Source organism: Micromonospora sp. NBRC 107095 (assembly GCF_030269705.1).
GTDB classification, from domain to species: domain Bacteria; phylum Actinomycetota; class Actinomycetes; order Mycobacteriales; family Micromonosporaceae; genus Micromonospora; species Micromonospora parva.
This window is the reverse complement of the sequence record NZ_BSTU01000004.1, coordinates 396,004-413,265: the sequence shown is the minus strand read 5'-3', so window position 1 is coordinate 413,265 and position 17,262 is coordinate 396,004. Positions and strand designations below refer to the sequence as shown.

The window sequence follows — 17,262 nt, the reverse complement described above, 5'->3', positions numbered from 1 at the left end:
CTGCGGCCCGGAACGCCAACCATCTCGGCGCCGTGCCGATCGCGGTCACCCGGCGGAGCGCCAAGCCCGTCGCCGCCACCGGCCGTACCGGCAGTGCCAGCCGCCGTTCATCCAGACGGGAAGGCGGATCTCGGACAGTGCGATGCTCCTGAGCTGCTCTGATCCGCAAGATGCCGGGTAGCCCCCGGTCGCACCGGCGTCAGTCAGCCGCCGTCGCCGGCTGCTGGACGATCGGAGATGCTCATGACCAGCCCGTTGGGCTCGCGGCGGCACCGCCCCAGCGATGACGTCCGGCGGCTGCACACCGCGCTGCTGCGGATGCCCGTCGACATCGCCACCGACGAACTCGTCGACGCCCGGTACGGGCCGACCACCCGCCGCGGAGTCGCCGAACTCCAACGGGCGCACAAGCTGCCGGTGACCGGCACTGTGGACGGGGCGACCCGGGACGCGGTGCAGATGGTGCTGGCCGAGCCGCCGTCCCGGTTCGTGGTGGTGGGCCGGGTGTGTTGGGCCGACGGGCGGCCGGCGAGCGCGCTGACGGTCGGCGCGTTCGACCGGGACCTGCGGCACGCCGAGCAACTCGGCGAGGCGAGCACCGGGGACGACGGGCTGTATCGCGTCGACTATTCGCGCGACCAGTTCACCCGCTCCGAGAAGCAGTCCGCCGACCTGTTCGTCCGGGTGTCCGCCGGCGATCGTCTCCTGTCCGACCCGCCGTTGAGCGCGGTGCTGTTCAACGCCCCCGAGCTGGCCGTGCTCACGGTGGACCTGTCCGGGGGCGGGGAGCGGGAACGCAGTGAGTACGAGCGGATCCTCGCCACGATCGTCCCGTTGCTCGGCGAGGTGCCGTTGTCCGAGCTGCGGCAGGACGACGAGGCCGAGGACGTGACGTTCCTGGCCGCCGAGACCGGGCTGCCCGCGACGGCGCTGGCGCACTTCGGTGTGGCGCAGAAGCTGGCCGCGTCGTACAAGCTGCCGGCGATGTTCGGTTACGCGCTGCTCGCTGAGCGGACGCTGCTGACCACGAGTCGTACCGGCGCCGCGCTGGCCCGGTTCGACGTCGATCTGAACACCGAGCTGCGGCCGCTGTACTACGACATCGCCCTGCTCGACGAGGACACCGTCCGCAACGCCGTCGCCGACGCCGTGCGCCATCGGTACGTTCCCAAGGACCTGCTCGGCGAGCTGGACCGGATCCTCGAGATGCTGGCCCGGGTGCGGTCGGAGGCCGAGGAGTACGTCGCGCAGGAACGGCCGAAGGTGTTGTACGCGCGGGTGGAGCGGTTCCTCGTCGACGGGGCGCACGAGCGGGTGCAGAGTCTTCTCGCCGCCGACGCCGCCGGTGACCTGCCCGGGCTGATCGCCCGGCTGGCCGACGCGGCGGCGTTTCCCGACCGGTCGGCCGCCGAGGCGGCTGGCGCGGCGAGCGTGCTGGCCGACGTGCTGGGCTACGACGAGGCGATCGTCGACCGGGTCCGCCACCGCGAGGGGATCGAGCGGGCGGCCGACGTACGCCGGCTGGCCCGGCTGGCCCCGGCGGACTGGCGCCGGGTGTTGGGGGACAGCACCACTGATGTCCGGGTCGCCGGTCAGCCGGTCCGGCCGGAGCTGATCGACCTGCACGCCGGCGCGCTGGCCCGCAAGCTGGAGCGGCGCTATCCCACCACGGCCTTCACCGCGCAGCTCGAACGCGATGCGGGCGCCACGGTCGGGACCGCGGCCGACGCCGGGCCGGCAGCCGACGCCGCAGGCGGGCGGGCCGACGGCAGCGACGAGCGGGCCACCTTGGCTGAGCGCGCCTTCGGTGGGCACCGGGACGCGGTGCTCGAACTGCTCACCGCGAACCCGGATTTCGACCTCGCGACCGGCAACGTGGAGCGGCTGCTGCGCGACCACCCGGAGCGGCTGCGCACCGGGCGACCGGCGCTCAAGGCGGCGCAGCGGATCTTCAAGCTGGCGCCGACCTACCGGCAGACGACGGCGTTGCTGGCGGCCGACGTGCCGTCGGCGGCCCGGATCCACGCCCTCGGCGAGACCCGGTTCGTGGCCACCGCCGTGGACACCGGCCGGTTCACCGACGAGCAGGCCCGGTCGGTGTATCGCCGGGCGGTGGACGTGCACGTGGCGAGCGGGCTGCTGGCCGGCGAGCTCCAGAGCGCGGCGCGGGCGCTGCCGGTCCAGGCGTTGGGCGGTTCGGCGGCCCCGGACCTCACCCCGGTCAGCGCGGACTTTCCCAACCTGGCCAGCCTGTTCCAACTCGCCGACTCCAGCTACTGCGAACCGTGCCGCAGTGTGCACAGCGCCGCCGCGTACCTGGTGGACGTCCTTCAGTTCCTCGGTAACCGGCTGGTCACCGACGCCGACACGCCGGGTCCGGCCACCAAGGTCGCCCGGGATGTGTTGTACGGCCGCCGACCGGACCTCGGTGACCTGGATCTGAGCTGTGCGAACACCGACCTTCCGCTGCCCTACCTGGACCTGGTGTGTGAGCTGCTGGAGGAGGCGGTGGCGCCGGACCCCGGCGTGGCGTTCGGCGGCCCGCTGAGCGGCGGCGTCGATCCGGTGGAGGCGCCGTCGGCCGGGCTGCTGAGCCTGTTGCAGGACCAGGGTTGGCCATTCACCGACCGAACCCTGGTGTACGAGCCGGACCTGGCCGGGGCCCGCGTGGTACGGGACACCGACGTGGTGGCCAAGGCGAGCCCGGACGGGTCCGGTGGGTGGTTGGTGCGCCGACTGCGCCAGAGCTCCGGCACCGCGGCGGAGTTGGCGGCCGCGCCGCAGTACGTGAACGGTGCCGCCTACACCGTGCTGGCGGGCAGCCGGTACGCGTTCGCCCTGCCGTTCGACCTGGCGCACGAGGAGATCCGCAGCTACTTCGCCCAGTTCGAGATCCCCCGGGCCGACCTGATGCGGGCGCTGCGGCGGCCGAGCGGCCCGAGCGACGAGGCCATCGCGGCCGAGGAACTGGGGATCAGCGAAGCGCAGCGGAACCTGGTGGTGAATGCCGACCCGGGTGCGCAGGACGACATCTGGAACACCGCGCCGCTCGGCGCTCTGGGCGGCATCGCCCGGGTGGACAATTTCCTCGGCCGGGCGCGCCTGGACTATCGGGAGCTGACCGAACTGCTGGCGTTGCCCTGGGTCAATCCCGGCAACGTCATGTTCGTCAAGCACCTGGACACCGGGTCCGATCTCAGCGCGAAGCGGATCCAGCAGCTCACCGACGCGCGCCTGGACCGGATCCACCGGTTCCTGCGCCTGCTGCGCGCACCGGCCTGCGCCGGCTGGACGCCGCAGTTGCTGGACCGGGCGATCCGGGCCGACGCGCTGGGCGGTGGTGCCCTGGACGACGACTTCCTGGTCACGGTGGCGGCGCTGCACCGGCTGGCGGCGCGGCTCGGGCTGCCGTTGCCCGTGGTGGTCGACCTGTTCGCACCGTTGGACGAGGCGCGGTACGCCGAGGTGTTCCGCAACGCGGCGAACGGCCCGGTCCTCGCGGCGTTCGAGCCGGCCACCGTGCTCGCCAACGAGCAGGCGGAGCTGACCACACCCGGCTCGGGTGCTCTGCTGTCGGCGCACGAGGCGTACCTGGCGACCTGTCTGGGTGCCACGACGGCGGACACCGCGCTGCTGGTGGCCGACCTGCCGGCCCCGGCGATCGTCAGCAACGCCGGCCTGCACACGGTGTACGCCGGCACGCTGCTGGCCCGGGCGCTCGGGCTCACCGCCGCCGAGTACCTGATCATGAAGGATCTGATCGGGTCGGATCCGCTCACCGCACCGGCCACCGCGCTGACCTTCGTCGAGCGGTTCGACGCCGCCCGGGCCGGGACCGGCATCCGCCCGGCGGACCTGCGCTACCTGCTCCGGCACGAAGCCGACGACCTGGCCGTGCGGGACCTGCCGGACGAGACGTTGACGGCGATGCTCACCGGTTTGCAGGCCGCCTACCAGAGCGCGTACGCGAGCACCCGGCCCGCTGTCGACCCGGCGGCGCCGCCCGAGGAGAACCTGCCGGGGATGCGGGCCCTGCTGGCCACCGTGCCCGCAATGACCGAGGCGGACCTGGCCGGCTTCGTCTCCATCGTGGACGGCAGTTGGACCGATGCGGCGGTCACCCCGGCGCAGTTCGTCGACGCGAAGCTCGCCGCCCTGGCGGACACCACACCGATAACGGCAGCGATCGTGGCGAACCCCACCGAGGCCCAGCAGACCACGCTGCTGCTGGCCATCACCACGGCGCTGTCCAGCTACGCGTACACCCGTACCAAGCAGGAGCTGGCGACGACAGCGGTGGCCGACACCTTCGGATTCTCGACGGACGCCGCCGCCACGGTGCTGGCAGGCGCGGAGCTGACCCGGCCGCTGCTCGCGGTACTCACCGACGACGCGCTGGTGGACCTGGTGAACGAGCCGCCGGCACCGCCCGCGGTCACCCCGGCCGGGTTCGACGAGCAGTACCGGGCACTGCGCCTGCTGCACGTGCTGAGCCGGCTCGTCGACCACCTGACGGTGCCCGACGCGGACCTCGGCTGGCTGCTGACGAACGCCGCGTCGCTCGGCTGGCTGGCCCCGGACCAGGTGCCCTACCAGACCGGCCGGCCACCGGCCCCGTTGGCCGACTGGATCCGGTTGGCCGCCGGGGTCGAACTGGCCCGCACCTACCCGCCGGTGGCGAACCCGCTGGACGCGGCCGCGCCGTGGACGGTGTACGGGCTGTTCGACCTGGTCCTGGCGGCCGGCACCACCGCCGCGCAGGTCCACACCCATCTGGCGCAGCTCGGTGGTTGGGACGTCACCGCGCTGGCCGACCTGGACACCCACCTCGAACTGTCGGCGGCGAACCTCACCCCGTACCGGTCGCCGGTGACGGTCCAGCGGTTGGCCGAGGCGCTCACCCTGCTGCGCCGGCTGAGCCTGCCGGTGGCGGCGGCGGTGCCGCTGGGCCAGCCGGTCACCACGGCGGCGGACGTGGCCACCATGCGGCAGGCCCTGAAGGCACGGTACGCCGAGACCGAGTGGCTCGGGGTGCTCCAGGGCGTGCAGGACCGGCTGCGGGTGGCCAAGCGCGATGCGCTGGTCGCGTACCTGCTGGCCGAGAACCCCGCGCTGCGCGACACCAACGACCTGTACGACAACGTCCTCATCGACGTCGAGATGGGCGCCTGCATGGCGACGTCCCGCATCGTGCAGGCGCACGCCACAGTGCAGTTGTTCGTGCAGCGCTGCCTGTTGGGACTGGAACCGGACAGCGTCGCGGCGGTCACCGAGGACCCGGGCTGGGAGCAGTGGGACTGGATGGCCAACTACCGGGTGTGGGAGGCCAACCGGAAGATCTTCCTGTACCCGGAGAACTGGATCCAGCCGGAGCTGCGCGACGACAAGTCGGAGTTGTTCAGCGAGCTGGACGACCAGTTGCAACAGGACGAGCTGACCGACCTGGCGGTGGAGAACGCCACCATCGCGTACCTGGAGAAGCTGGACGACCTGGCGCACCTGGACGTCATGGCCTGCTACTACCAGCACGACAGGCATCTCATGCACGTGTTCGCCCGCACCCGGGGCGGCGACCCGGCGGTGTACTACCACCGGCAGTTCGAGCGGGAGCGGTACTGGACACCGTGGCGGCGGGTGCCGCTGGACATCGCGGGCGACCACCTGCTCGCCTTCGACCGCAACAGCCGGCTCACACTGGCCTGGCCGGTCTTCACCGAGGAGACGGACACGGCGCAGACCTCCCAGGTCCCGGACCCGGACGGCATCCCGCCGGGTGGCACGGAGACGGAGCGGCCGCGCCGGCGGTGGCGGATCCAGCTGGCCATCGGTGAGCGGGCGCAGGACCGCTGGCAGCCGAAGAAGATCTCCAAGGACGCGCTGTACTACCCCGCCAGCGGCTACCAGGAGGACCTGCCCGGAGCGAACGAGTTCACCTGCTTCGCGTACGCGGCCGGGGCGGCCGGTCAGGCGATCAGCGTGCTCACCGGTGTCGAGTTCGTCGGCTCGTTCGCGCTGACCGGCTGCCGGGGCTATCCGGAGCCGATGCCGGGCGGCGGTTCCGGCAGCCTGCTGCTGTCGCCGGTGTTCAAGGACACCAAGCTGCTGGCCGAACGGTTCACCGAGCTGGTTTCCCGGACGCAGAACGACCTGGCGATCAGCACTCCGCTGATGGGCGCGTACCAGACGTTGGTGGCACAGACGCCCGGCCGGTTCCGGGTGACGTACCCCATGCAGATGTCGTTGCTCGACTGGATCATCATGCTGCTGGGGATGTGGCAGAACGCCCGGGGCATCCACGACCGCCGGCCGGTGCTGCCACTGGGCACCCTGATGCCGTACTTCTACGGCGACTACGACCGCGGTTACGTGATCATCCCGGGCTTCTACGACCGGCGCGCCGAGGACCCGACGGACCGGATCGAGAAGACGTACAGCGACGTGGACCAGTTCGTCCGCGACGTGCTGGCGCTGCTCACCGAATACCTGCGCCGGTACGCCGAGGACCCGGCGCACGACCTCGCCGCTGCCGTACAGGCGATGACCGAGGACGCCGAGTACCACCGGCTGGTCGCCGAGTTCAAGGTCTACGACACCCTGTCGTACGGGGTGAAGTTCGCGAACTTCTACCACCCGCTGCTGTGTTTCCTCCGGGCCACCGTCTACCGCTCGGGCGTGTCGGCGTTGCTGAGCCGCAGCACCCAGCTCACCAACACGGGGTTCGACTTCGCCGCCACCTACCAGCCGCAGCCGGTGGTCGTGTCGCCGTACCCGGTGGAGGACCTGGACTTCGCCGCGGACGGCGCGTACGCGGGCTACAACTGGGAGCTGTTCTACCACCTGCCGTTCGACATCGCGTTGCGGCTCAACCGGGACCAGCGCTTCGCCGAGGCGCGCAACTGGTTCCACCACATCTTCAACCCGGTCGGCACGGCCGACGGCGCCACGGCCCCACAGAAGTACTGGGTCACCAAGCCGTTCTTCCAGACCGGGGCGCCCGAGCTGATCAGCCAGCGCATCGGCGACATTCTCACGGCGATCGCGGCGGACCCGTCGGGGGCCAGCATCACCGACCTGAAGTTCGCTGTCGAGCAGTGGCGGGCCAAGCCGTTCAACCCGCACGTGGTGGCCCGCAGCCGGCCGGTCGCTTACCAGCTCGCCGTGGTGCTCGGCTACCTGAAGAACCTGGTCGACTGGGGTGACCAGTTGTTCCGGCAGTTCACCAGGGAGTCCGTCACCCAGGCCACCCAGCTCTACATCCTGGCCGACAAACTGCTCGGGCCGAAGCCGAGCGTGGTGCCGCCGCTGGTCACTCCGGCTCCGGCCACCGTCAACCAGCTCCAGGCCTCTGTGGACCTGTTCGGCAACGCGCTGCTGGACCTGGAGAACCTGATCCCCGACCTGGACCTGCTGCCGCACGGCGGGGCCGAACTGCCCAGCCCGCTGAGCTACTCGGCGCTGTACTTCTGCGTCCCGCCCAACGAGGAGATGCTCCGGCTGTGGGATCTGATCGCCGATCGGCTGTTCAAGATCCGCAACTGCCAGAACATCGACGGGGTGGAGAGCATGCTCGCCCTGTTCTCACCGCCGATCGACCCGGGGGCACTGGTCCGGGCCGCCGCCGCCGGCATGTCCGTCTCGTCGTTCCTGGCCGGGCTCGGCGCACCACTGCCGAACTACCGCTTCCGGGTGCTGGCCCAGAAGGCCACCGAACTCGTCGGGTACGTCGGCGAACTGGGCGGCGGGCTGCTCGCGGCCATGGAGAAGCGCGACGCCGAGCAGCTCGCCCGGCTGCGCGCCGGCCAGGAAATCGCCCTGCTCGACGCGGTACGGGCGGTCAAGGTCGCCACCATCGCGGAGGCCGAGGGCAACGTCGCGGCCCTGGAACTGAGCCGCAAGGTGGTGGAGGAGCGGCAACGCTACTACGCCGGCCGGCCGTACATGAACGCCTGGGAGATCACCGCCACGGCGCTGTCGGGGGTGTCGCTGCTCGGCGAGGCCGCGATCGCGGTGGGCTACATCCTGTCCGGCGGGCTGAAGCTGATACCTGACTTCACCACCGGCGGCGCCGGCTTCGGAGGCTCACCCACCGTGACCCTCACCATCGGCGGGGACAAGGCCGGCGCCGCCGCCGACTCGGCGGTGATGACCCTGGAGGCGATCGCCCGAGCCCTGGACAAGGCTGCCGGGATGGCGGCCAACCAGGGCGGCTACCGCCGCCGGATGGACGACTGGGAACACCAGGCGGCGCTGGCCGGCCTGGAACTGACCCAGCTCGACCAGCAGATCCTCACCGGGCGGCTGCACGTGGCCATGCTCACCGACGAGTTGGCGGCGCACGACCGGGAAGCCGACAACGCGCGGGCCACCGAGGAGTACCTGCGCGGCAAGTACACGAACACCGAGCTGTACCAGTGGATGGTGAGCCGGGCCAGCTCCGTCTACTTCGGGGCGTACCAGCTCGCCTTCGACGTGGCGAAGAAGGCCGAGCGGTGCTTCGCGCACGAGCTGGGCAGCGAGGCCACGTTCCTGCAACCCGGCTACTGGGACAGCCTGCGCAAGGGGCTGACCGTTGCCGACGCGCTGCGCCACGACCTGAAGCGGATGGAGGTGGCCTACCTTGACCGGCACAGCCGCGAGCGCGAGCTGACCCGGCACGTCTCGCTGGCACAGCTCGATCCGGCAGCGTTGATCGAGCTGCGGGCCACCGGCAGTTGCCTGATCAACGTGCCGGAGGCGCTGTTCGACCTGGACCACCCGGGGCACTACTTCCGCCGGCTGCGTACGGTCAGTCTGTCCATTCCGTGCGTGGCCGGCCCGTACACCCCGGTCACCGCGAAGCTCTCCCTGATCGCCAACCGGTACCGGACCGGCACCGCGGCCCGGCAGGGCGCCACCAGCGCCAAGGACAAGTACACCGAGGTGCCCGGCGACGACCGGTTCGCGTACAACGTGGGCGGAATCGAGTCGATCGCCACCAGCAGCGGCCTCAGCGACAGCGGCATGTTCGAGCTGAACTTCGCCGACGACCGCTACCTGCCGTTCGAGGGCAAGGGCGCGGTCGGCACCTGGCGGCTGGAACTGCCGACGGCGGTCCGCCAGTTCGACTACGACACCATCAGCGACATCATCCTGCACCTGCGGTACACCGCCCGCGACGGCGGCTCGACACTGCGCGGCCTGGTCGAGGACTCCCTGCGAGAGGTGCTCAACGAGATGCTGGTCGACGCCGGCCGCACCGGCCTGTACCAGGCCTACAGCCTGCGCCACCAGTTCCCGGACGAATGGTGGCAGCTCACCCAGCAGCAGAGCACCGAGCTGACCATCGGCCCGGAACACCTGCCGTACCTGGCCCGCGACCACCAGCCGGTGGTTGACCAGGTGACCTGGTACGCCCGGGTGGACGGTGATCCCGGCACGTACGACCTCACGGTGGCCGGTGACCCGGTGACGTTGAACCGGGACGCCGACCTGCACCAGTGTGTGGGCCAGTCCGACCCGCTGGTGCTCGGCACCCCGGTCACGGTGGCGGCCGACCCGGACGGCCTCACCGACCTGGTCCTCCTGCTGCACTACCGGCTCGACGGCTGAGGGGGCGGGGTGACGACCAGCCATCCGGTCGGCGGAGGATCGTGGGGGCCGGGGCCCGGCTCCCGGTGGCGCGGCTCCGCCGACCCGACCGGCGCCGGCGCTCCCGACGCGGCGGCGGGTGGGGCGTTCGGGCCGGGCGGGCCGACGGCCGACGCGGCCGGCATCGGCGTGCCGCCGGCCGGTCGGGGCGCGGCCGGGCCAGGGCTCGGCGGACCGGCGATCAGCCTGCCCACCGGCGGCGGCGCGATCCGGGCCATCGGCGAGACCTTCGCCGCCCACCCGGTCACCGGGACCGGCGGCATGTCGGTGCCCATCCCGGTCAGCGGCGGCCGGTCCGGGTTCCAACCCGACCTGACGCTCAGCTACGACTCGGGCGCCGGGAACGGCCCGTTCGGCCTCGGCTGGCAGTTGCCCGTACCGGCCATCAGCCGGCGCACCGACCGCGGCCTGCCCCGCTACGACGACACCGACACCTTCCTGCTGTCCGGCGAGGACGACCTCATCCCGGTGCCCGGCGGCACCCCGGTCGCCGGGCACACGGTGCAGCGGTTCCGACCGAGGACCGAGGGAGCATTCGCCCGGATCGAGCGGTGGACCCGGGACTCCGACGGTGACGTGCACTGGCGCACAGTGTCCGGGTCGAACCTGCTGGCCGTGTACGGCCGCGACGGCGGCTCCCGGATCGGCCGGGGCGCGAAGGTGCACACCTGGTTGCTCTGCGAGACCCGGGACGACCGGGGCAACGCCGTCACCTACACCTACAAGGCCGAGGACGCCACCGGCCTGGACCTGGACCGGCCGCACGAACGGCACCGCACCGACCGGCACGCCAACCGCTACCTCAAGTCGGTGCGCTACGGCAACGCGGTGCCGCTGCTGGACGCCGACGGTCGACGCCCGGTGGACCTGACGCCGGCCCAGATCGCCGACGCCGGCTGGTTGTTCGAAGTGGTGTTCGACTACGGCGAGCACGACCCGGACGACCCGCGCCCGGCCGACACCGGGGACTGGACCTGCCGGCCCGACCCGTTCTCCACCTATCGCCCGGGATTCGAGGTCCGCACCTACCGGCTGTGCCGCCGGATCCTGATGTTCCACCACTTCCCTGACGAGCCGGAGGTGGGCACGGACTGCCTGGTCCGCGCGGTGGAGCTGGATTACGCCACCGGGCCGGTGCTGTCCACCCTGGTCGAGGTGACGCAGCGCGGCTACGCCCCGGCCGTCGATGGCGGGTACACCAGCGCCGCGCTGCCCCCGGTGACCTTCGAATACACCCCGGCCACCATCGCACCGACCACCCGGGAACTGGACCGGGACAGCCTGGCGAACCTGCCGGCCGGCGTGGACGGGCGGACCGAGCTGTGGGTGGACCTGGACGGGGAAGGACTCGCCGGGGTGCTGACCGGGCACGAGGGTGCCCTCTACTACCGGCCGAATCTCGGCGCCGGCCGGATCGGCCCGGTCGCCGCGCTGCCCACCGTGCCGTCGCTGACCGACCTGGCCGGCGGACGCCAGCAACTGGTCGACGTGAACGGGGACGGGCGGATCGAGCTGGTCCAACTCGGCACCGTCCCGGCGGGCTTCGTTCGCCGCACCGACGACGCCGGCTGGTCCGATCTGGAGCCGTTCCGCGAGCTGCCCGCCGTCGACTGGGCCAGCCCCGACCTGCTGCTGCTGGACCTCACCGGGGACGGCCGGCCCGACCTGCTGCTCACCGGGGACACCGTGCTGACGTGGCACGAGTCGCTGGCCGAGGCGGGGTACGGCCCGGCACGACCCGCGCTCTGGCCCGCCGACGAGGATCGTGGCCCACGGCTGCTGCGCTCCGACGACCGGCAGAGCGTCTTCCTCGCCGACATGTCCGGCGACGGCCTCACCGACCTGGTCCGGGTCCGCGACGGATCCGTCTGCTACTGGCCCAACGTCGGCTACGGCCGGTTCGGCGCCAGGGTCGAGATGGACGACGCGCCGTGGTTCACCGGGCCGGACGAGTTCGACCCCGCCCGGGTGCTCCTCACCGACGTGGACGGCACCGGCACGATGGACCTGTGCTACCTGGGCCGACGGGAGATCCGGCTCTGGTACAACCAGTCCGGCAACAGCTGGTCCGCCCCCGCCGACCTGCCCGACCTGCCGCATGTCACGCCCGATTCGACGATGACGGTGACCGACCTGCTGGGCACCGGCACCGGCTGCCTGGTGTGGTCGTCGCCGCTGCCCGGCGACGCCACCAGTCCGGTGCGTTACCTGGACCTGGCCGCCGACGGCAAGCCCCACCTGCTCAGCCGGGTGGTGAACAACCTGGGCGGTGAAACCACCATCCGGTACGCCGCTTCCACCGCCTTCCAACTGGCCGACCGGCGCAACGGCCAGCCGTGGGCCACCCGGCTGCCGTTCCCCGTGCAGGTCGTCGAGCAGGTGGAACAGGTCGACCGGATCGCCGGGACCCGGCTGGTCACCGGCTACCGCTACCACCACGGGTACTACGACGGCGTCGAGCGGGAGTTCGCCGGCTTCGGCATGGTCGAGCAGATCGACGGCGAGTCGTTCGTGGACCACGTGCTGGGCGTCGAGGCGGTCGACGGGAATCAGGACACCTCGCCGGAGCTGTTCCAGCCACCGGTCACCACGAAGACCTGGTACCACACCGGCGCCCCGGTCGACCTGTCCGCCGAGTGGTACGCCGGCCGGCACCTGCCCGCTGTGGAGCTGCCGGCCGGAGTCTCCGCCGCGGAGCTGCGGGAGAGCCGGCGGGCGCTGCGCGGCCTGCCGCTGCGGCAGGAGGTGTACTCGTACGACGGCAGTGCCGCCCAGGAACACCCGTACGGGGTGGTCGAGCAGACGTACCAGGTGCAGCGGCTGGACGCGCGGGTGTTCGTCGCCGTCGAACGGGAGGCGGTCAGCCTCTCCTACGACCGGGAGCCGGATGAGCCCCGGATCAGCCACCGGCTCAACCTGGTCCTCGGCCCGTACGGCACCGTCGTGCAGGCCGCCGCGGTGGTCTACGGCCGCAGCACGCCCGATCCGGACCTGCCCGCCGAGGTGACCGCCGAGCAGCGGCGCCGGCACGTCACGTACGGCGAGCAGAGCTACACCCCGGACATCGACGACACGGCGCCCGTGCCGGCGTACCGGATCCGCACCGCGTACGAGGCAGTCGGCCACGAACTGACCGGACTGGCCCCGGCCGGCCCGCTGTTCACCCGCGCCGAACTGCTCGCCGGGTTCGCCGCGGCCACCCCGATCGGGTACGAGGTGGTGGCCGACGGGGTCAGCGCGCAGCGGCGGTTGCTGTCCCGGTCACAGGTGCGGTTCCGGGACAACGCGTTGGCGCCGCTGCCGGCCGGGCAGTGGGACAGCCTGGGGCTGGGACACCAGACGTACCAGCTCGCCTTCACCCCGGCCGCGCTGGCTGCCGGCTACGGCACGGCGGTCACCGGCGCGGACCTGGCCGCCGCCGGATACGTGCAGCTCGACGGCGGCCCGGACTGGTGGATCCCCTCCGGCGAGCTGCGTTATCCCGCCGACCCGGCCGCGCACTTCTACCTGTCCGACGGGGCCCGGGACGCGCTCGGCCTGGCGACGGCGGTCACCTTCGACGACTACCACCTGCTCACCGAGCGGGTGACCATCGACCAGGCGGCCTGGTCGGTCACCACCGCCGTCAACGACTACCGGGTGCTGGGCCCGAGCCTCGTCACCGACCCGAACGGGCAGCGCCGCGCGGTGCGCTACGACGAGTTGGGCCGGGTGGTGGCCTCGGCGCTGCTCGGCCGCCCAGGCGCCGGGGACGGTGACACGCTCGACGATCCGACGTTGACGTTCACCTACGACCCGTTCAACTGGATGGTCAACGGCCAGCCCGCCTACAGCCGGGGCCGGCACCGGGAACGGCACGGCCCGACCAACACGCGCTGGCTGGAGAGTTACGAGTACAGCACCGGCACCGGTGGGGTGGCGATCACCAAGTCGCGGGTGCATCCCGGCAGGGCCCTCGAGGTGGGGGAGGACGGGGTGGCCGTCGAGGTGGACGCCGATCCACGCTGGGTCGGCACCGGCCGCACGGTGGTCAACAACAAGGGCAACCCGGTGAAGCGGTACCAGCCCTACTTCAGCACCACCCACGAGTACGAGGACGCCGCGGCGCTGCGCGAGATCGGCGCCACCGCGATCCGCCACTACGACCCGTTGGGTCGGGCCGTGCTGACCCGCTATCCGGACGGAACCCTCAGCCGGGTCGAGTCCACTGCCTGGTCGCACCGGTTGTTCGACGCCAACGACACGGTGCTCGACAGCCAGTGGTACGCCGAGCGGGGCAGCCCTGCCGTCTCCGATCCGGAACCGGCAGACCCGGCCGTCCGCGCCGCGTGGCTCGCCGCCGCGCACGCCGACACACCGTCCGTGGTCCACTTCGACAGCCTGGGGCGGGCCGTCTACTCGATGGCCGACCGGGGCGCCGGCCAGCGGTTCGGTGTACGCACCACCGGAGACCTCACCGGCCGGTCCTCGGACGGGTACGACGCGCTGGGCCGGCACATCGCCAGCGCGGCCACCGCCATGCACGGCGCGGGGGTGCGCTCGTGGAGCGCGGAGAAGGGCGAGCGGTGGGTGTTCCAGGATGTGCTCGGCGGGGTGCGCCGGATCTGGGACGAGCACGGCCGGACGTTCCGCACCACGTACGACGCCCTGCACCGGCCGGTGGGCGTGTACGTCCGGGAGTCCGCCGGCGCGGAGCGCTGCGTGCAGTACGTGGTCTTCGGTGACCGGCACCCGGACGCGGCAGCGCTGGGCCTGCACGGCGTGCCCTACCTGGTGTTCGACCAGGCGGGCCAGGTGCGGGTCCCCGCTGTCGACTTCAAGGGCAACCCGCGGCGGGCCGAACGCAGGCTCGCCACCGATGACGTCGCCGGCCCGGACTGGTCGCCGGTGGCCGCCGCGCCCGACCACGCCGCGGTGCTGGCCGCCGCGGCGCCGCTGCTGGAGAGCGAGGTCTTCGGCACCGCCGCCGAGTACGACGCGGTGAACCGTCCAACACTGGTCACCCTGCCCGACGCCACCGAGCTACGCCCGACCTACCTCGAGGGCGGCATGCTGGGCCGGCTCACCGCGCGGCTGCGTGGACAGGGCGCGGAGGTGGAGTTCCTGTCCGAGCAGGACTACGACGCGCTGGGCCGGCGGCGGTTCGCCCGGCACGGCAACGGCCTGGTCACCGAGTACTTCTACGACCCGATGACGTTCCGGTTGGAACGGCTGCTCACTGCCGGGGTACGCGACCTTCGCTACACCTACGACCCGGTGGGCAACGTGACCCGGGTGGCCGAGCCGGGCGCGCCCACCTTCTTCGGCAACGCGGCGGTGCCGGCCGCCAGCGACTACGCGTACGACCCGCTCTACCAACTGGTCCGGGCCAGCGGGCGGGAGCTGGCCGGGGCGCCGAACGACGCGATCCGCGACCACACCGACGTGCCGCCGGCCGGCAGCCTCACCGATGCCGGCGCGGTACGCGCCTACACCGAGGAGTACGAGTACGACCCGCTCGGCAACCTCACCGTGCTCCGGCACCGGTTCCGGACGCAGGCCGGCGTGGGTGCCGGCTGGACCCGGCACCACCGGTACGCGTACCAGGACGACCCGGCCGACCGCACCAACCGACTCGCCTCCACGAGCGTCCCCGGTGACCCCGACGGTGGCCCCTACTCGGCCGGGTACGCGCACGACGCCGTCGGCAACCTGACCGTCATGCCGCACCTGCCGGCGCTGGAGTGGAACGTCCACGACCAGCTCAGTCGGGTCGACCTCGGCGGCGGTGGTGAGGCCCGGTTCGTCTACGCCGCGAGCGGGCAGCGGCTGCGCAAGATCGTGGACCGGCCGGGCAGCGTCCAACTGGAATGGATCTTCCTGGGTGCGGTCACCGTGTTCCGGCGGCGCAACCGGGTCACCGGCACCCTCCAGCACGAGCGTTGGACCACCACGATCGCCGACGACACCGGCCCGGTCGCCCAGGTGGACGTCAAGACCGTCGACGTCGGCGGCTTCGACCCGGCCAACCCGCTCGGCGTTGCGCTGATCCGCTACCAGCTCACCAACCACCTCGGCTCGGCCGCGCTGGAGACCGACGCCGCCGGGGTGATCATCTCCTACGAGGAGTACCACCCGTACGGCACGACCGCGTACCGGTACGGCCGGCCGGGCGTCGACCTCAGCCTGAAGCGGTACCGCTTCGGCGGGCACGAGGCGGACGACGAGACCGGCTTCTGCTATGCCGGGGCGCGGTACTACGTGCCGTGGCTGGGCCGGTGGGCGAGCACCGACCCGGGTGGCTTCGTCGACGGGGGCAACCTGTTCCGGTACTGCCGCAACAATCCCGTCGGGATGGCCGATCCGGCCGGGTTCAAGCCCATCACCGTCAACGGGCCGGAAACCCACGACATCTCCATCTCGGAGCCCCACTTCACCGGGTCCGAGAACCCCACGGTGGAGGACTTCCGCCGTTATCTGAGCAACCACGGTGCGACGCTCGATCCACGGATCAACAACAAGAACTCGGTCATCTACTACCAGCCCAACGTCACCCTCAACCTGGAGGGGGGCACCTGGTCCGAGCACCCGGGTGGCACCTGGGTGCTGCACGCCGTCCTTCCGCCGCCGGCACCGCCGAAACCGAAGCCGGCGCCGCCTCCGCCGCCGCCGGAGCCGCCACCGGCCGAGCCGCCACCACCCACACCGGCCCCACCACCCGAACCGCCGCCGGCCGCACCACCGGCCGACCCCGGCGGCAAGACGCCGGCCGCACCCGGCGTCACCGGCGGCGCCGCCGCGCACACCGCGCCCGCCGCCGAGAAGTTCATCTGGAACTTCAAGTTCAAGGGCGGCCGGGGAACGTTCCGCGGCAACATCCTGGAATGGCTGTACGGCATGCCGTGGCGCGACAACACGGCGAACTTCGATCTGGAAACCGCGACCACCGTCAAGCAGATCAAGTCGACCGACGTGTACGACAAGGCCGGTGACATCGCCCGGGCGGCGACCCGGGACGCGGACGCCGCGATCCAGGCCAACCCGAGCGGCACCATGGCCGGCAAGCGGTCTCAGGCCGTCATCATCACCGAGACCGACGCACCGGCCAGCGTGGGAAACGCGATCCGCACGGCGACCAACCCGGGACGGGGACGGAAGATCCCCGCCACCGCCACGGCGCCGGAGCACGTGCGCGGACTGCCGGGCCGGACCGGCATGGCCGGCAAGGGGCTCAGCGTCGTCGGGTTCGGCCTGTCGGCGTTCGCCCTGTGGGGTGACTACCAGCACGGCGACTGGGAGATGGGAGTCGGCGACGCGCTCGGCGCGGTCGGCGGTGGCCTGGAGTTGTACGCCATCGCCGTGCCGGGTGCCACTGTCGCCACGGTCAGCGCGATGACCGCCGGACTGGTGATCGGTGGCATCGGTCTGGCCGCCGTCTCGTACGTCAGCATGAACCGGGCCGCCGAGGCTGGCGACACCCCGGGGGTGGTGGCCGGCGCCGTCGGCATCGGCGCGGGTCTGGCCATCGCCGCGGGTGCCATCGGCGTCGCGGCCGGCAGCGTGGTGATCGCCCCGGTCGTGCTCGCGGTCGGCATCGTCGCCGCCATCGGTGTGGGGATCTTCCACGCCGGCCGCTACTTCGACTGGTGGTGACCG

At 72.0% G+C, this 17,262-nt stretch carries 2 protein-coding genes; both read left to right on the top strand.

Annotation, left to right across the window (positions count from 1 at the left end; all coding sequences use genetic code 11):
• Positions 1–243 precede the first annotated feature (243 nt).
• The gene (locus QSK15_RS21775; protein ID WP_285796009.1) at positions 244–9,588 is read left to right on the top strand and encodes a Tc toxin subunit A-related protein; all 9,345 of its coding nucleotides are present in this window, start codon (positions 244–246) and stop codon (positions 9,586–9,588) included.
• A gap of 9 nt (positions 9,589–9,597) precedes the next feature.
• Positions 9,598–17,259 (top strand): SpvB/TcaC N-terminal domain-containing protein, encoded by a 7,662-nt coding sequence (locus QSK15_RS21770; RefSeq protein WP_285796008.1) that lies wholly within the window; start codon positions 9,598–9,600, stop codon positions 17,257–17,259.
• Positions 17,260–17,262 lie beyond the last annotated feature (3 nt).